The sequence below is a fragment of the Halomonas heilongjiangensis genome (assembly GCF_002879645.1).
GTDB classification, from domain to species: domain Bacteria; phylum Pseudomonadota; class Gammaproteobacteria; order Pseudomonadales; family Halomonadaceae; genus Halomonas; species Halomonas heilongjiangensis.
This window is the reverse complement of sequence record NZ_PNRE01000010.1, coordinates 1-17,333: the sequence shown is the minus strand read 5'-3', so window position 1 is coordinate 17,333 and position 17,333 is coordinate 1. Positions and strand designations below refer to the sequence as shown.

The window sequence follows — 17,333 nt, the reverse complement described above, 5'->3', positions numbered from 1 at the left end:
GTGGCATCGCGCCTGCCTAACCACGTGCCGCCATCGCCCGACGATACGCGTCCCGATACGCCTCGGCCTGCCGTGCCGGGTCGGCGGGGAAGCGGCCGAGCTCCACGGCCAGGTCGAAGAACCCCCTGCCGGGCAGGTCGCCGCGACGGCTGACCACCAGGGCGGCGATGAAGGGCCGCCCGGCGTCGGCGTCCTCGCGCATCAGGGCTTCCAGCGCCTGGGCGACGCGCTGGATGGTGCGTGGGGGCGTGAGCCCCAGGGCGTCGGCCACCTGATGGTAGGTGATCGGCAGCCTGGCCTCGGGCATCGTCTCGAGGAGACGGCGCACTTCGGCCGCCAGGAGGTCGTCGGGGGTCTGTACTGGCATCTGTCGTCTCTGGTGGTCCATTCCGTCCTGGTCACGTCCGCGCGAGTCGTCATGCGGCACCGGGTCCCTGCGGCGATTATGCTGACACTATCGAAACCCGGCGTTAAGGAGTTCTCATGTCGCTGTTGCGTCCAGGCCGCCTACGCGGTGGCCGCTGGCCGGTGAATGTCGCCTGGCTCGCCCTGGCCCTGCTGGTGCTCGCCGCGCTGCTGATGGCCGCCGCAGGGCCCGCCTACCGCCTCGGGCTGCTCCCGCTGGGCGATGCCTTCGGCCTGCTGCGCTACGGCGCCTACGCCGCCGCCGGCGCCGCCGGGGTGGGGCTGATCGCGCTGGTCATCGCCACCATCTGCCGACGCCTGCGCGCCGCCCTGGCCGGCGGCCTGGTGATCGTCGCCGTCGCCGGCATGATGACCGTGCCCTGGGTGCACTGGCAGCGCGCCCAGCAGGCGCCACCCATCCACGACATCACCACCGACACCGAGGACCCGCCCGCCTTCGCGGCGCTGGCCGACGCCCGGGAAGCGGCCCCCAACGCGGTGGACTACCCCGGCGAGGCGGTCGCCCGCCAGCAGCGCGAGGCCTACCCGGATATCCAGCCGATCGACCTGGACATGCCGCGCGACAGCGCCCTCTCGGTCGCGGAGGCCGCCGCCCTGGACCTGGGTTGGGAGCTCGCCAGCGTCACCGCCGACAGGATCGAGGCCACCGACACTACCACCTGGTTCGGCTTCAAGGACGACGTGGTGATCCGCCTGACCGAGACCGACGACGGCGTGCGCGTCGACGTGCGCTCCGCTTCCCGCATGGGCCGCGGCGATGTGGGGACCAATGCGGCACGGATCCGGACGTACCGGGAAGCGCTGGAGCGCCGGGTACGCCGCTGAGCCGAACCCAGCGGCTCCCTCCAGTGTCAGACGGTTTTTAAGCAGCGCCCATACGCTATTCTCACGGGATCACGCCAGGTCAGGGAGACGCCGGGATGCGCCATTGGTTGGTCGCGAATGCCGATGCGGGTGATGGTAGCCGTGGGCAGGCCTTCTGGCTGGAGCACCTGCGGGGAGCGGGGCTTGGCGATGTCTCGGTGCGGGACTTTTCCGACACGACATGGGCACGGGAGGTCCGGGAGGGCGACCTGGTGATGGTCGCGGGCGGCGATGGGTCCGTCAGCCGGGGCGCGGCGCTGTGTCTCGAGCGCAACGCCACCCTGGCGGTGCTGCCGTCGGGCACCGCCAACGACTTCTCCCGCAATCTCGGCTTGCCGGAGGATCCCCTCGAGATATGTCGCCTGATTGCCTCGGGCCGGACGGTCAATGTCGACGTCGGCTGGGTCAACGACACCCTGTTCCTCAATGTCGCCCACATCGGCCTGGGGACCGTCCCTGCCAGGAAGGCCTCCGCGAATCACAAGAAAGCGTTCGGCCGCTTCAGCTACCTGGCCGTGCTCGCCAGGCGGATCGGCATACGGTGGGGCTTCCAGGCGAGGATCACCCATGACGGCGGCAGCATCGAGGGCCTCTGGCTGTCGATTGCGATCTCCTCGGGAGCCTTCTTCGGCGGCGGCCAGCGCATCCCCGAGGCCACGATCGACGACGGCGAGCTGAACATCGTGGCCGTACGCCCGCGCTCCTGGGTCAACCTGCTGATGACCTTTATCGTCTCCCGGCTGCGGGGGCGCCAGCCCAGGGACGGCTCCACCCTGGTGCACGTCAAGTCGACCCGTTGCCAGGTCCAGCTACGCCACTCCAGGACCCTGACCGCGGACGGTGAAGACCTGGGGCGCATCATGGAGGCCACGGCCTCGACACGCCCCGGGGCACTGCGGGTCGTCTGCGAACGCCTTCTGCCTGCCTAGCCACCGGGCCCGCCTCACGGCTCAGGCCGGGACCTGTCGATATGGTAGCCTGGCACCATCGGGCCCTGACCACGAGGCATACCATGCTGACCATCTCCAATACGGTGGAACTGGCCGATTGGGAAATCGACATCAGCCAGATCCGCGCCCAGGGGGCGGGGGGGCAGAACGTCAACAAGGTCGCCTCCGCGGTGCATCTGCGTTTCGATATTCTCGCCTCCAGCCTGCCGCCCTTCTACAAGGAGCGCCTGATGGCCCTCTCCGATCAGCGCATCAGCAAGGAGGGCATCATCGTCATCAAGGCGCAGAGCTTCCGCACCCTGGAACTGAACAAGGAGGACGCCCTGGCGCGCCTCAGGGAGCTGATCCGCAGCGCGGTGAAGCAGCAGAAGGCCCGCCGGCCGACCAAGCCCACCAAGGGCTCCCAGCGCCGCCGGGTGGACAAGAAGACCCGCAAGGGCAAGACCAAGGCGCTGCGCGGCAAGGTGCCGGTGTGACCCCTACCCCTGCGAGGCGTGTCCGCTGGTGAGGATATGGTGCAGGCCGGCGCACTCCACCAGGGGATCCTCGCAGTTGACGACGATTTCCGAGCGGGCGAGCACGTGGCTCTTGCCGGTGATGTTGTTCTCCACCACCCGGTGCCTGCCCTCCCGTCGTGTGCCGGTCATTTCGCCGATGAAGCCGGTCTCGCGCAGCGAGACGGTCTCCAGCCGATCGCCCGACGTGATGGTGCCCTCATGGTGCATCAGCGCCAACCGCGCCGAGGTACCGGTACCGGTGGTGCTGCGACAGATCACGCCGGGGTGCACGTAGGTGGTCGAGCGCGAGCGGTAGAAGCCGTCGGCCACCTGCTCGACCGGCCCCATGAAGTGCAGGAAGGGCAGCGGCCCCACGTCGCCCAGGGTGTAGTGGGAGAAGCCACGCTCGGCCTGGATCGCCTCGACGATCTTGTAGGCGCACGCCGCCAGGTCGCGCTCCTCGTCCCGGGTCAGGTGGAAGCCCAGCTCGGCGGCATCCACCAGGGCATAGAAGCCGCCGCTGTAGGCCACCGAGTAGGTCACCTCGCCGATGGTCGGCACGTGGATGCTGGCCCGATAGGTATCGATATAGCTGGGCAGCCCCTTGCAGGTGATCGCCTCCACCACCCCGTTCTCCACCAGCGCCTCGATATGCACCAGTCCCGCGGGAGACTCCAGCACGAAGCGCTGGCGCCCCTCCTGCTTGGGCACCAGGCCCAGCTCCAGCACCGCGGTGGCGGTGCAGATGGTGTTGGAGCCGGAGTAGATCGGGTAGCCCATCACCTCCATGATGATGTAGCCCACCGCGGCCTCGGGGTGGCTGGGGGGCACGAGCAGATCCACCGACATCTCGGGGATACCGTAGGGTTCGTCGAGCAGCAGCTTGCGCAGGCCATCGGCGTCGTCGCGCAGGTAGTGCATCTGTTCCCTGACCGTGGCGCCGGGCAGCGGGTCGATGCCGCCGGTGACGATGCGGCTGACGTCGCCGCCGGCATGGGTGTCCATCAGCTGGATGACGAGTTCCTCCTTCATGCCCGCCCCTCGAGTGCGAAGGGCGCGCCATGCTCGCGCCACTGGCTGTCGGGAACGATCACGATCTTGCCCAGGTAGTTGCTGCCGCGGTTGACGAAATAACGCTCCGCCTCGTGCAACTCGGAGAGCCTGAAGGCCGCGTGCAGCACCGGCTTCAGCTGGCCGCTACGGATCCAGTCCACCAGCTGCTCGGCCTCTTCGCGGGTGCCGTGGGAGACGCCGAAGATCTGCACCTGATAAAGGTAGATGCGGGTCCACATGATCTCGCTGAGGTTGCCGCCGCTGGCCCCGGCGATGGAGAGCCGCGGGTAGGTGGTGCGGCGCTGCATGTCGCCGATCATGGTGTCGATGAAGCGGTCGGTCATCTCGCCGCCGACCAGGTCCATCACCGCGTCGATGGGCGCGCCGTCGGTGGCCTCGAGCACCCGCTCGACGAAGGTCGGCAGATCGCCACGATCGATCACCGCCTCGGCGCCGAGCGCGAGCAATCCCTCGGCCTTGTCGGGCTGGCTCACCGCATAGGGGATCGCACCGACGATGCGGCACAGCTGGATCAGCGCCGTACCCACGCCGCCGCTGGCGCCGCTGACGAGAATCCGTTCACCCGCGCTCACTCGGGCCGAGGTCATCATATGGTAGGCGGTCTGGTAGGAGCACATGCCCAGGGCGGCGAGCTCGGCATCGGCGAGCTCGGGGTTGGGCACATGATGGAACTGGTCCGACGGCACGGCGATGTACTCGGCGAAGCCGCCGTCGGCCCCGTGGCCGTAGTAGTCCGGCATCAGGTTGAGGTCGCGGCGGGCATCCGGGTAGAGGTTGAAGTCCAGCAGCCCGCGCTCGCCGAGGCGCGAGGCGGGAACCCCCTCGCCCACGGCGACCACGCGCCCGGCCACGTCGGCGCCCTGGATGCGCGGGAAGGTCAGGGTCGGCGAGCCGCCCATGGCGAAGGAGGTCACCTCGCCCTTGTCCTTGGTGGGGTAGAGGCCCTCGCGCGCCTTGCGGTCGGTGTTGTTCTTCGCCGTCGCCGTGACCCGTACCAGCACCTCGCCCGGCCCTGGCCTGGGCGTCGCCACGTCCCGATGATGGACCAGCTTGTCGATGTCGCCATGCCCGGTCAGCAGCATGGCCGCCATGGTGGCCGGAACGTTCTCCGGAAGGGTATCGTGTGCCACTTGTCTCAACCTCCTTGCATGAATGGGCTTTCATCCGTGGTCACGAGAAGAGGGTGATTCCCCTCGGTGGAGGCCAGATTGAAACACGACCGTGGCCGAACTGGACATGGTGAGCCGGAACGATTCTTTCTGAATTTGACCGCTGTCGTGTGCGTTCTTCCTGCTCGGTCGTCACCTGAACGCCGGCCCGCCTGGCGAACACACCGCTGGGCGAGCCATGCACCGGCAACGCCCCGCCGTCGGACGCGATCGCGAGAGGTTACAAGGGTCGCTGGAGAGCTGCTACCTTGGTGGGCACAGGGCGCCATGGAAAAGGCTCGAGGAATGGATGCACCGCGCGACAATCCGAGGCCACCGGGTGCAACCCGGCGGTGGCTAGCATTGCTGATGGTGGTGAGCGGGCTGCTGGCGGGTGTCCCGGTCAGTGCGGCGGCCGAGGCCGGCCGGGTCGGGCTGCCACGCTTTCCCTCCATCAGCCCGGACGGCTCGGAGCTCGTCTTCAGCTGGGCGGGCGACCTGTGGCGGGTATCGAGCGACGGCGGCCAAGCGACACGGCTGACCCGACACCGGCTCGACGATCTCTATTCGAGCTGGAGCCCGGACGGCGAATGGATCGTGTTCGCCTCGATGCGCGACGGCTACATGAACCTGTGGCGCATCCACCGCGACGGCAGCCGCCTGAGCCAGCTCACCCATGCCGACCAGCACCTGCGCAACCCCGCCTACGCCACCGACGCCGATGGCGAGCCGGTGATCACCTTTTCCGGCATGCTCGAGGCCGATGTTCATCGTGACCATCGGCCCTATCGGGTGTCGCCGCAGGGTGGCGAGTACCGCCGGCTGCATGACGCCTTCGGCTCCGACCCGCAGCTCTCGCCCGACGGCCAGCGCCTCGCCTTCACCCGGGGCGGGACCTACCATGGCTGGAGCCGCCGCCATTACCGCGGCCCGGATGCCATGAACATCTGGCTGTACGACCGCGAGGAGAACCGTTTCGAGCCGCTCACCGAGCGCGACGGGGACGACGGCCACGCCCGCTGGGCCGACGACGACACCCTGCTCTTCATGTCCGACCGCGAGGACGAGACGGTCAACCTCTACCGTGTGGCGCTCGATGGCGGGGAACGCACCTTCGAACGCCTCACCGACTTCGACGAGCGCGACCTGCAGCACTTCGACGTCTCCCGCGACGGCGGCACCGCGGTCCTGCAGGTGTGGGACACCCTGCTCACCCTGGACCTCGAGGACCCGGACGCCGAGCCCGAGCCGGTGGCGCTGCGCGCCCCCGCGGCTGACCGCGACGATCAGGAGCTGCGGCGCATCAACCGGGACGTCAGCGAGGCGGCCCTCAGTCCCGACGGCAAGACGATGGCCTACATCGCCTATGGGCGGGTCTATGTCCGCCACATGGACGAGCACAGCCCGACCCAGGCGGTGACCCCCGGGACCCATGCCCGGCATCGGGACCTCGCCTGGTCGCCGGACGGCCTGCGGCTCTATTTCGTCAACGATGCCGATGGCAGCGAGTCGATCCGCGAGGCACGCGTGGCCCTGACGCGCGACGACATTCGCCGCACCCACGCCCGGCCCTCGCCCGACGACGATGGCCGAGGGGATGGCCGGGAGCGCGAGGCACCGGCCGAGTCAACGGTGGACGAGCCGCCACCCCCCACGCAGGAGGAACCCGAAGGCAGCGGCGAACCCGCTGCCGCCTTGCCAGGCGAAGAGCCCGAGGATCCCTTCGCGCCGCAGGATCCGGGGTTGCTGCTCGATCCTCCCTTCCTGACGGACCCGGCCGCTTTCGTCGACGAACCCCTGCCGGAGCAGCCCGCCGAGCCGGAGAGCATTCCCGAAGAGGAGCTCGACCCCGAGCCGGCGGACGACATCCCCTCCGGGCGCGACCCGGCCCGCTGGCACGATGCGGTGCGGTTCGAGGTGCGCCCCCTCGTCCAGAGCGAGCACAACGATCGCCAGGTCTCACCGTCGCCCGACGGCCGCTCCATCGCCTTCCGTCGCGGCCGGGGCGACCTGGTGGTGATGGACCTGGCGAGTGGCGACGAGCAGACGCTGGTCGAAGGCTGGGACAGCCAGCTCCACTGGCGCTGGTCGCCGGACAGCCGGCACATCGCCTACGCGCAGAACGACCTCGACTACAGCGCCAACATCTTCATCGTGCCCGCCGACGGCTCCCGGGAGCCCGTCAACATCACCCGGCATCCGCGCAACGACCTCAACCCCCGCTGGTCGGCCGACGGCCGCAAGTTGAGCTTCATCTCCAACCGCTCGGGCGACAGCTACGACCTCTACAGCGTCTACCTGGATCGTGAACTCGAGACCTACACGCCACGCGAGCGCACCGCCTATTACCGCGACGCCCGTGCGGCGGCCTCCCAGCGGGGCCCCCTGCCGGTGACGCCGGACGCGGAAGCCGCGGCGGCAGACGCTGAACCGAGCCTCGACCTGGAGAGCGCCTGGCGACGCGTCGAGCGCATCACCGCCTCGCCCGCCCACCAGTCCGCCAACGAGATGACGCCCGGGGGCGATCGTTACGTGTTCAATGCCGGTCACGACGGGCTGATGGTCATGAACTGGGACGGCAGCGAGCGCAAGCGCCTGGGCAACGTCGCCGACGTACAGCACCTGAGCGCGACCGGCGATCGCGCCATCTATGTCTCCAGCGGGCGTGTCGGCGTGGTCGACCTGTCCAGCGGTATGCACCGCTACCCCGACATCTCCGACCGCGTTCGCATCGACCTGCGCCGACAGTCGCTGCAGAAATTCCACGAGGCGGCCCGAGTGATCGGCGAACACTTCTACCGGCCGGACATGAAGGGACTGGACTGGCCGACGCTGGTGAAGGATTACGAGGCACTGATCGCCCAGTCCCGCACGTCCAGCGAGTTCAGCGACATCGCCAACCGCCTGATGGGCGAGCTGGCGGCTTCCCACCTGGGGGTGACCAACCCCGGCCCGGAATCGGAGCTGCGCGAGCCCTCGGGACGCTTCGGCATCGAGCGGGAGCGCGTATCGCGCACCGGCGGCAGGGCCGGCTACCGCGTCACCGAGGTCATCCCCGGGGGGCCGGCGGCGCGCGGCCCCATGCCGCTCCAGCCCGGCGACATCATCACCGCGATCGACCTGCAACCCTTCGAGGAGGACGATACCCTGCTGTACCGGCTCCGCGGACGTGTCGACCAGGAGGTGATTGTCACCTTCGAGCGTCCCGACGACGGCTACGCCGAGTACCAGACCCTGTTGACCCCGGTGGGCCTTAACGACCTCGCACGCCTCAAGTACGATGCCTTCCGGGCGGAAAATCGCCGCCGGGTCGAGGCACTTTCCGACGACCGACTCGGTTACCTGCATATCCAGTCGATGAACCAGACCTCGCTCGAAGGCTTCCAGGGCGACCTCTATGCCGCCGCCATAGGCAAGGAGGGCCTGATCATCGACGTGCGCAACAACGGCGGCGGCCACACCACGGACCGCATCCTGACCTCGATCATGACCGGCGAGCACGCCTACACCCTCCCCTCCGGCGCCGATCCGGACGCCACCGGCCACTACCCCCAGGGCCGGCTCGACGCACCACGCTACACCCTGCCGATCAACATGCTGGCCAACGAGAAGAGCTACTCCAACGCCGAGATCCTGGCGCATGCCTTCTCGACCCTGGGGCGCGGCAACCTGGTCGGTCAGCAGACCTACGGCGGGGTGATCTCCACCAACAGCGAGCCCCTGATCGACGGTGCCACGGTGAGGCGGCCGTTCCGCGGCTGGTACCTGCCCGACGGCACCGACATGGAGCACAACGGCGCGATGCCGGACCTGATGGTGGAACAGACCCCCGAGGACGAGGTGGCCAATCGCGACCGCCAGCTCGAGCGCGCCGTCGAGGACCTGCTCGCCCGGATCGACGCGGAGAAGTAACCCCCCCGCCCCCCGCCTGGCCAATACCCTCCCCCCGGGGGAGGATCGTCTTGCATGTCGAACGTGCGACAATCGCGCCCTCGCCAACGACTCCATGGAGCGGACATGCTGGCCTTCGCGACCGGGCACCATCACCGGGTGACCCTGACCTACTTCCTCGCCTTCCTCGCCATCGGCATGAGCGGTGGCCTGCTGGGGCCGGCGCTGCCGCACCTGGCGGAGATGACCGGCTCGACCATGGGCCAGATCGCCGTACTGTTCACCGCCCGGGCGCTGGGCAACATGCTCGGCTCGGTGGTCTCGGGCATGCTGGTGGACCGCTTCCCGGGGCACCGGGTGCTGATCGGCATGGTGCTGCTGATGGCGGCGGGGCTCGCCGCGGTCCCCTTCAGCCAGGCCCTGACGGTACTCACGGCGGTGGTCTTCCTGCTCGGCTTCGCCGAGGTGTCGATCAATGCCGGCACCAACACCCTGCTGCTGTGGACCCATGGCACGGCATCGCCCCCCTGGATCAGCGCCCTGCACTTCTGCTTCGGGCTCGGCAACATGCTGGTGCCGCTGGCCCTGGTGGCCGCCCTGGCACTGACCGGGCACGTCGCCTGGGCCTTCTGGCTGGTGGCGCTCTACAGCCTGCTGCTGCTCTGGCCGCTGGCCAGGCTGGCCAGCCCCCGGCCGGCGCGACGCGGCGACGGCGAGCGACCGCCGCCACCCCCCCCGGACGCCTGGCGGCTGGCGATCTTCCTGCTGATGTTCGGCCTCTACGTGGGCATGGAGATCACCTTCGCCGGCTGGATCACCGCCTACGCCACCCTGAGCGGCATGGCCCCCGGTGACGCGGCCCTGCTGGTGACGCTGTTCTGGCTGACCCTCTCCGCCGGGCGCCTGCTGGCCATTGTACTGCTCAGGCGCTTCTCGCCCTGGCGGGTGCTGCGCGGCTGCCTGGTGCTGGGCCTGGCCACCGCCCTGGCGCTGCACCTGAGCTGGCTGTCGCTGCAGGCGGTGGCGCTACTGTTCGGGCTCGCCGCCTCGGCGATCTTTCCCACCCTGTTCGGGCTCGGCAACCAGCTGATGGCGATGAGTGGGCGCACCACCGGGCTGATCTTCCTGGCCGCGGGCACCGGCGCCATGGCCGTGCCCTCGCTGACCGGCCCGCTGCTGGAGCGGGCCGGCACCCGGGCCTTCCCCCTGCTGCTCGCCGGCCTGGCCGGACTGCTGATGCTGGGGCTGCTCGCCCTGCAGGCCCGGGTCAAGCGCGAGACGCCATGATCGCCCGCCCCGCGCTCAGTGCTTCTTGACCCGCCAGATCCGCCAGGCCAGCAGGCCGACGATCAGGACGCCCAGCGGCCCCAGCACGGTGGCGGCGAGGCGCGGCTCGATCGGCAGGCCGAGCGCATCGAGTCCTTCGAGGGAGAGCTTGAACAGGCTGACGATGTAGTAGCTGATGACGATGATCGACAGCCCCTCGACCGCCTTCTGGATCTTCAACTGGCTGCTGGAGCGCTCGTTGAGACTCTGCAGCATCTCCGAGTTCTGCTCCTCGATCTCCACCTGGGCGCGGGTCCGCAGCAGGTCGTTGAGCCTCGCCACGCTCTGGGCCAGGCTCTCCTGGCGCCGGTCCACCGCCGCGCAGTAGCGTACCGTGGGCAGGAAGCGCCGCATCAGGAAGGTGCCCAGGCGCTGGCAGTCCCCGACCCGTGTCTCGCGCAGCTCCTCGATGCGGGTGTAGACGATGCGCGCATAGGCCTCGGTGGCGCTGAAGCGTTGCCGGGTGCGGGCCCCGCTGCGCTCGAGGCGCGACGACAGCAGCGAGATGGCCGTCAGCAGCGGGCGCGGGCTCGCCTCCTGCCGGTCGGCGTTGCGGTCGGAGAGCTCGCCGAGCTCGGTCTCGTAATCCCGCAGCTCAGCGGCGAGCTCCTTGGCCAGCGGCAGCGCCAGCGAGGCCATCATGCGGTAGGTCTCGATCTCCAGCAGCCGGCGGGCCATGCGTCCCAGGCGGAAGTCGTTGAGCCCACGGTTGACGAGCAGCAGGCGGTTGACGCCGTTCGCGTCGAGCCTGAAGTCGCTCCAGACGGTGGCGTCGCCGCCGCCGATCCGCGAGCCGGCGGGGTCGCGGAAGCCGTAGGCCGCGGTGTCACCGCCCCAGCCGTCCTCCGACTCGGTCAGGATCAGGGTGGCATTGATCAGCGCCGCGCGATGCGCCGCGACGATGGCCGCCAGCCACGGCGGCGGCGGCGGCCAGGCCTCGCCATCCGGCTCGCGCGGCACCATCAGCGTCAGGGTGAAGAACTCGGTGTGCCGTTCCCATTTCAGCACCTGGCCATCGTCGAGGGTCAGGATGTCCTGGACGGCTCCCGGGGCCGGGCGCGTCCCGGCCAGTTCGCAGAGCCGCGGGACGATGCCGTCGCCGACGCCGTCGGTATCGAGAAAGGCATAGTGGTACAGGTGGGCCGGCTCCACGAAGTAGATCGAGGGCCGGGCGTGCAGCTCGTTGTGCAGTCGCTCTCGCTGGGGGTGCATGGTCGGGCCTGAACATGAGGTGAAGCCCCGAGAGTAAGGGCTAGCGGCGGTCAGGCCAACCGCCCTGCGTCAACACGCCTCGCTCGCGGTCACCGTCATGGCCCCTTCCACGGCCATGCTCATAGCCACTCTCGCCACCCCTCTCGCAGCGACTCTCGCAGCGACTCTCGCCACCACTCTCGCCCCCTTCTCTTACAACCACTTCTTGCGCCGGAACACCCAGAGCAGGCCGATGCCGATGGCCAGCATCACGACCAGCACCACGAAGTAGGCGTAGCGGTAGCCAAGCTCCGGCATGTGCGCGAAGTTCATGCCGTAGATGCCGGCGAGGAAGGTCAGCGGCACGAAGACGGCGGTGATCACCGTGAGGATGCGCATGGTGGTGTTGAGCTGGTGCGACGAGATCGAGAGGTAGCCGTCCACCAGGTCGCCACAGATGTCGTAGTACATCTGGGTCAGGCTGTGGAGCCGCTCGAAGCGCTCGAAGACATCGTTGATGGCGTGCAGGGTCGCCGGATTCTCGCGGGGCAGATGGCGATAGTCGTAGGCGATCAGTTCCTGGGTGATGCCCTTGTGATAGTTGAACAGCCGGCGCATCTTCACCAGGCGCGACTTGTAGGCGACGATGCGGCGCATCAGGCCGTCGTTGCCGGCCAGCTGCAGCTCGTCCTCCAGGTCACTGATCTCGGTCTCGAACTCCAGCAGGCTGTTCAGGTAGTAGCCGGCGGAGGCATACATGATCCGCAGCGCCACGTGCTCGGGCGACTCCTGCAGCAGGGGGCCGCCGTCGTGGGCGAAGAGCCGCTCGATACTGTCGGCACTGCCGGGATGCAGGCTGATCAGGAAGTCCTCGCCGAGGAAGAAGGCCATCTGCTGGGGTTCGTAGTTGAGCTTGGCGTCGAAGGAGGAGATCCCCCGGTAGATGATCAGGGTATGGTTCTCGAACTCCTCGATCTTGGGCGGGTGACGCTCACGATGGGCATCATCGATGGCCAGCGGATGGCTGTCGAACTGCTCCAGCAGGCGACGCTCCGTTTCCCGTGGCTCGCCCTGCAGGTCGATCCACAAGCGGCTGCCGGCCTCCTGTCGCCAGCGTTCGATCAGCGCCTCGTCGCCCGACAGGATCCGGCCATCGGTGGTCGCCAGCAGCGTGCGAATCATGGTCTCTCCATCCGTTGAGGGTCTGCCACGACCATAGGCCAAGCCGGCCCGACGTGCACCCGCTCAGGGCGCCGGCACCGCGTGCGTGGCGTCCCCGAGTGGCCGGGGCGGCTGCAGGTAGCGGAACAGGAAGGTCAGGGCGCCGGGCAGGCTGGCACGCCATACCCGCCAGGTGTGGCCACCGCGGAACACCTCGAACGGCACCTGGCCGGGCTGGTGCTCCTCCAGCGCCAGTTGCAGCTTGCGGGCGTGGCGGACGGCATCGAAGGCATCGCGGTTGCCGGCGCTGAGATAGAGCGGCACCACGTACTCCTGGGCCAGGTAGCTGTCGAGGTATGCCGGGTAATTGAGCCGTTGCCAGAGATCGGCGTCGAAGCGGCCCTCGGGGGTGAGGAAGGCGGCATGCTCGCGGGCCGTGGAGTTGGCCGGCGGCAGGGGATGGTAGCTGGCCGGGCTCAGGGCGGCGGCGGCGGCGAACAGCTCGGGACGCTCGAGGATGAAGTTGACGGTACCGTAGCCGCCGGCAGAGAGCCCGGCAACGGCGCGCCATTCGCGCTCGGGCACCACCCGCCAGAGTGCCTCCACATGGGGCAGCAGGTCATCGAGGAAGGCGGAGCGGGCGTTCTCGTTGTGGCCATCGATCCACCAGCTGTGGCTGCCGGGCATGACGATCACCGTGGGCGGGATGCGTCCCTGCCGGATCAGCCGGTCGGCGACCGCCTTCAGGGCCCCGCGGTTGACCCAGTCCTGGTCGTTGCCGAAGGAGCCATGCAGCAGGTAGAGCACCGGATACTCGAGGCCAGACTCATGGTAGCCGTCGGGCAGATAGAGGGTGTAGGGATAGTCGCGTCCCAGGGTCTCGGAATGGAAGCGGTGGTGAGTGACCTGGCCGGCCAGCGCCTGGCCGGCCAGCATGACCAGCAGCATGGCACAGCAGCGCAGTCCCTCCTTCATGCTCGGCCCTCCATGTCCGCGAAATGGAATGATAATTTCCCGACTCGGGGGAATTCGTGCCACCTGACGTGGTCCGACAACGCACTGGTTGCAGATGTTCAACACTGATCCGTGGCGAAGGGAAATCGGGGCTTCCATGAAACGAATCGAGGAGATCTACTGGCTGCGATGCTACGGCTGCCTGGCGGTGTTCGGCTTTCACTTCCTCGACCGTATCAACCAGCACCTCGACCATCTCGCCCTGAATCTGGCACGGATCCCCACGGTCCTGGGGACACCGAGTTTCATCTTCATCTCGATCTTCCTGTTCTCGGCACGCTACGGCAACGCCATTCCCGAGGGCTTCCTGGCCAACCGCATCAAGTACGTGATGGTGCCCTACCTGGTCTATGGCCTGATCTACTCCACCACGGAATTCGTGCGGGTGAACGCCGGCGACGGCGAGGTGGGCTTCGTGGACAACGCCGTCGAGTATCTGCTCTACGCCGGCTGGCACGGCTACTTCCTGATCATCGCCATGCAGTTCTATGCCTTCTACTGGGCCTATACCCGCTTCGACCTGGGACGCTTCCTCGAGCCCGGCCCCTGGTTGGTGATCGGCAGCCTGATCAGCATGAGCTACTGGGGACTGACCCGGTGGCTCGGCATCGACCCGCCCGGCTACCTGCTGTGGATCGCGCCGCTGGGCTGGATCTATCTGTTCTTCCTCGCCCTGCTGCTGGTGCGCCACTACCCCACCCCGGAGCGGGTGCCGCTACTGGGCGAACTCGCGCGTCCCCGCTGGCTGGTCGCCATGACGAGCCTGGTCGTGCTGCTCTCGCTGCCGGGCTGGCTCAATTACTCCTCCAAGGAGACCTGGGTGATCCCGCTGTTCATCCTCTTTGCCCTGTGGACCCTGACCCGGTTGCACGGCCGCCCGGCGCCCCCCCTGGTCAGGCGAATCAACGAGTACTCCTTCGGCATCTATCTGGCCCATCCGCTGTTCTTCGGCGTGGTGGACTTCTGGGACCAGCGGCTCAACTTCCCGCTACCCCTCTACGCCCTGCTGCTGGTCGTGATGGGGTTCGCCGGCTCGATCGGCCTCAACGTACTGGCCAACCGGCTCTCCTGGGGCGGGTTGATGTTCGGCAAGCGGCTGCGCGTGGCCTGAATCGGTGCCCGGCGAGACGCCACGGCACGGCCTGCGCTAGTCTATCCATCAGGGACCGCCGCCCACCGCAGCGGTTACATGCGACCGATTCAGGCAACAGGGAGGAATGTCGATGAGTGAGCGCGTCTCGCAGGTGATCGTGCCCGTGGATGGATCGCCGACGGCCGCGGCGGCGGCCCGTCTTGCCAGCCTGCTGGCCCGGCTCCTGGATGCCCCGCTGCAACTGCTGCATGTGATGCCGCTCAACCCGGCCGAGCTCAGCGACATTCCCGCCAATCGCCAGGTCGACACCGACCGCGACCGGGCGCTGCGTCGCGAGCAGGCCGCCACGGCATTCGCCCTGGCGAGGAAGGCCGTCGACCCCGCCCTGGCGCTCAGCCCCACCGAGGTGACACTCGAGGACGCGACCTTCATCCGGCATCCCGACCGAGCCATCGTCAAGCACGCCAGTCAGCATGCCGGCTGCCTGCTGGTGCTGGGGGCCCGGCACCTGAGCGACATGGGCAAGTTCATGCAGGGCAGCGTCAGCAACGAGGTGGTACACCGGGCCCGCTGCCCGGTGACCATCGTGCATGCCGATGCCAGCCTGCTCGAGGCCTCGCATATCGGGCGGGTGCTGGTGCCGGTGGACGGGGCCGCCCCCTGCCACAAGGCGGCCGCCCTGGCCGGCGACCTGGCACGCAGTGCCGAGGTGCCGGTGGAGCTGATCTTCTGTCAGCCGGGCGGCGGACCGTCAGGCGCCGACGGCGGAGAAGAGAGCCAGTCCGGGCGGGTCTTCCGCCTGGCCAGGGAGGCGCTGGGCGAGATACCGGCCGGCATCGAGGAGGTGCTGAATCACGATGAGCGTATTCCCGAGGCGATCGTCGCCCGCGCCCGTCGGCACGCCGACGACGCGCCGATGATCGTCATGGGGCGGCGGGGGCTCAGCAAGTGGCGAGAGTCACTGCTGGGGAGCGTCAGTCACCGGGTGATCGACCGGGCCCCCTGCCCGGTGACCGTGGTGGTCTGACGGCTCCGCCGTCAGGCCTCGGCCTCGTGGGCCGCCTTGAGGCGATAGAACTCGTCGACGATCTCGTCCATGGCGGCGGCGTCGTAGTCGCACAGACCGCTGACCACCAGCTTCTTGGAGCCGGTACCGATCGGCTCACCGTCACTGGCGATGCGGAATTCCAGCAGAGCATCGCCGCGCTTGCCGGTGACCTCGAGCGACGAGCGGGCCAGCTCCAGGCCAGGCGCCAGACCATCCAGTCGCTCCAACGAGAAGCCCATGCTGTCGTAGATCACCAGCGGGCGGCGCGGATTGAACATCACGCCCTTCTGCTCCATCAGCGGCTTGAGGTAGTGGGGGAAGTTCTTGCCCGAGAAGGCCACATAGCAGCGGGTAAAGGCCTCGACCACCGTCTCGTCACGGGTCGTGTCGCCGCTGCGCTCCACCTCGAGGTAGCACTTGCCACCCTCGTCGCAGACACGGATCCGGCCGTCGTCGAGCACCTGGAAACAGAGTGGCGTACCGTCACCGACCATGCTCAGGAAGCGGAAGCTCATCTGCTGGGAGAGGCCGAAGCGGGCCAGCACCAGGGCAAACAGCAGGTCGCCGGGCACGCAGAAGCGGCGCGCATCCGGGTTGTGGATAGGGTTGTAATCGCCGGCGACCCGCTTGGCGAATCGACTGGCCTGCTCGGCGGAGATGCGTACCTGCTCCCCCGTGAGCGTATGGAATTCATCGAGAAACATGCTGCTGTGCCTGCCCTGCGTCGTTGGCGATCCACGTCTGCCGGCCACTGCCGGAGGGCAGATGATGCCATAAAACCCGCGACAACGAAGCCTTCCCGGGCGCTACCATGACCCGGGACAATCCCAGGAGCGGTAATCCATGCAAGGAGAGACCCCGGATGCGCCGTCCAGCCGGCACGACCGGAGACACCGGTGGTGGTGGCTGGCGGCCCTGCCGCTGGTGCTCGTCGTCGGCTACCTGGCCGGCGTCAACTGGCTGCTCGATACCGCCTGGGTCCAGGCGCGCCTGACACCAGCGCCCGGCCTCTCGGCGAGCTGGACCGGCAGTCGCAGCTGGTGGCCCGGGCGACTGCGCGTCGAGTCGCTGCGGCTGGAACGCCAGGACGACGACCTGCCACTGCGCCTCGAGGTCGAGGCGGCCACCTTCGATCTCTCGCTGATGGCCCTGTTCTCGCGGCGCCTCGAGATCCGCTTGCTCGAGGCCCACGGCCTACGCTCGCTGAGGGTCGGTGATCACGAGCTCGAGGGCGAGGGACGGCTGCGTCTGGCCGGCCTGACCCTCGAGGAGCGCCGTGTCGGGGTGGAGCGGCTGGAGCTGATGCTGGAGACGGCGACCCTGCGCCGTGGCCGCGAGCCGCTGGCCAACGACATCGGCCTGCAAGCGACCGCCGCCGTGGCCCCCTTCGCACCCGCCGACCACCCGGGGGCGGCCGCCGCCCGCTTCCTCTCCGGCGACCTCACCGTGGCCGCCCGAGCCGATGCCTGGGACCTCTTCAACCCCTACCTGGGAGGACTCGACTGGTTGACCCTGGCCGGCCGCGGTAGCCTGAGCGGCCATCTCGCACTCGACGAGGGCGTGCTGGCCCCGGGTAGCGAGCTCACCCTCGACTCCCCCTCGCTGGTGGTGGAACTGGACGAGGCGGCCCTGCTCGCCGACACGCCGGCC

At 68.6% G+C, this 17,333-nt stretch carries 14 protein-coding genes and 1 pseudogene; 8 read left to right on the top strand and 7 right to left on the bottom strand.

From position 1 onward, the window contains the following. Positions 1–16: 16 nt before the first annotated feature. Positions 17–367 (bottom strand): hypothetical protein, encoded by a 351-nt coding sequence (locus C1H66_RS01625; RefSeq protein ID WP_102626180.1) that lies wholly within the window; start codon positions 365–367, stop codon positions 17–19. A gap of 116 nt (positions 368–483) precedes the next feature. Between C1H66_RS01625 and C1H66_RS01620 the strand changes: the two genes are divergently transcribed. The 3 genes from C1H66_RS01620 (at position 484) to arfB (ending at position 2,716) form a co-directional block, all read left to right on the top strand. Further along, complete coding sequence (locus tag C1H66_RS01620; RefSeq protein ID WP_102626179.1) at positions 484–1,251, top strand: DUF1499 domain-containing protein; 768 nt, start codon at positions 484–486, stop codon at positions 1,249–1,251. Positions 1,252–1,346: 95 nt separating this feature from the next. After that, positions 1,347–2,219 (top strand): diacylglycerol/lipid kinase family protein, encoded by an 873-nt coding sequence (locus tag C1H66_RS01615; protein WP_102626178.1) that lies wholly within the window; start codon positions 1,347–1,349, stop codon positions 2,217–2,219. An 83-nt stretch (positions 2,220–2,302) separates the two neighbouring features. Further along, entirely contained in the window at positions 2,303–2,716 is a 414-nt protein-coding gene (gene arfB / locus C1H66_RS01610; protein ID WP_102626177.1) for an alternative ribosome rescue aminoacyl-tRNA hydrolase ArfB, read from the top strand. Between the two features lie 3 nt (positions 2,717–2,719). On the opposite strand, the gene C1H66_RS01605 is transcribed toward arfB, so the two are convergent. Both C1H66_RS01605 and C1H66_RS01600 read right to left on the bottom strand, forming a co-directional pair. Continuing rightward, entirely contained in the window at positions 2,720–3,769 is a 1,050-nt protein-coding gene (locus C1H66_RS01605; protein WP_102626176.1) for a proline racemase family protein, read from the bottom strand. Next, a complete protein-coding gene (locus tag C1H66_RS01600; protein WP_102626205.1) occupies positions 3,766–4,902 on the bottom strand; it encodes an alcohol dehydrogenase catalytic domain-containing protein in 1,137 nt (378 codons plus the stop codon). The genes C1H66_RS01605 and C1H66_RS01600 overlap by 4 nt, the downstream gene beginning before the upstream one ends. Before the next feature lie 363 nt (positions 4,903–5,265). On the opposite strand from C1H66_RS01600, the gene C1H66_RS01595 reads away from it, so the two are divergent. Both C1H66_RS01595 and C1H66_RS01590 read left to right on the top strand, forming a co-directional pair. Next, a complete protein-coding gene (locus tag C1H66_RS01595; RefSeq protein ID WP_102626175.1) occupies positions 5,266–8,871 on the top strand; it encodes a S41 family peptidase in 3,606 nt (1,201 codons plus the stop codon). 105 nt (positions 8,872–8,976) lie between these two features. Further along, positions 8,977–10,137, top strand: a complete 1,161-nt coding sequence (locus C1H66_RS01590; RefSeq protein WP_102626174.1) for an MFS transporter — start codon at positions 8,977–8,979, stop codon at positions 10,135–10,137. Between the two features lie 15 nt (positions 10,138–10,152). Here C1H66_RS01590 and C1H66_RS01585 read toward each other — a convergent pair whose 3' ends face one another. From C1H66_RS01585 to C1H66_RS01575, 3 genes are all read right to left on the bottom strand, one after another. Then, complete coding sequence (locus tag C1H66_RS01585; RefSeq protein ID WP_102626173.1) at positions 10,153–11,388, bottom strand: DUF3422 domain-containing protein; 1,236 nt, start codon at positions 11,386–11,388, stop codon at positions 10,153–10,155. A 192-nt stretch (positions 11,389–11,580) separates the two neighbouring features. Continuing rightward, the gene (locus C1H66_RS01580) at positions 11,581–12,549 is read right to left on the bottom strand and encodes a magnesium transporter CorA family protein (protein ID WP_102626172.1); all 969 of its coding nucleotides are present in this window, start codon (positions 12,547–12,549) and stop codon (positions 11,581–11,583) included. Positions 12,550–12,612: 63 nt separating this feature from the next. After that, entirely contained in the window at positions 12,613–13,503 is an 891-nt protein-coding gene (locus tag C1H66_RS01575) for an alpha/beta hydrolase (protein WP_102626171.1), read from the bottom strand. Positions 13,504–13,639: 136 nt separating this feature from the next. Here C1H66_RS01575 and C1H66_RS01570 point away from each other — a divergent pair, with 136 nt between their 5' ends. Both C1H66_RS01570 and C1H66_RS01565 read left to right on the top strand, forming a co-directional pair. Next, the gene (locus C1H66_RS01570; RefSeq protein WP_102626170.1) at positions 13,640–14,653 is read left to right on the top strand and encodes an acyltransferase family protein; all 1,014 of its coding nucleotides are present in this window, start codon (positions 13,640–13,642) and stop codon (positions 14,651–14,653) included. Between the two features lie 112 nt (positions 14,654–14,765). After that, positions 14,766–15,662, top strand: a complete 897-nt coding sequence (locus C1H66_RS01565; protein ID WP_170064069.1) for a universal stress protein — start codon at positions 14,766–14,768, stop codon at positions 15,660–15,662. 11 nt (positions 15,663–15,673) lie between these two features. Here the strand turns inward: C1H66_RS01565 and C1H66_RS01560 are convergent, their stop codons facing one another. Beyond that, the gene (locus C1H66_RS01560; protein ID WP_102626168.1) at positions 15,674–16,387 is read right to left on the bottom strand and encodes a DUF3581 domain-containing protein; all 714 of its coding nucleotides are present in this window, start codon (positions 16,385–16,387) and stop codon (positions 15,674–15,676) included. A gap of 139 nt (positions 16,388–16,526) precedes the next feature. Here C1H66_RS01560 and C1H66_RS01555 point away from each other — a divergent pair. Next, positions 16,527–17,333: pseudogene (locus C1H66_RS01555) on the top strand (hypothetical protein); the annotation flags it as partial.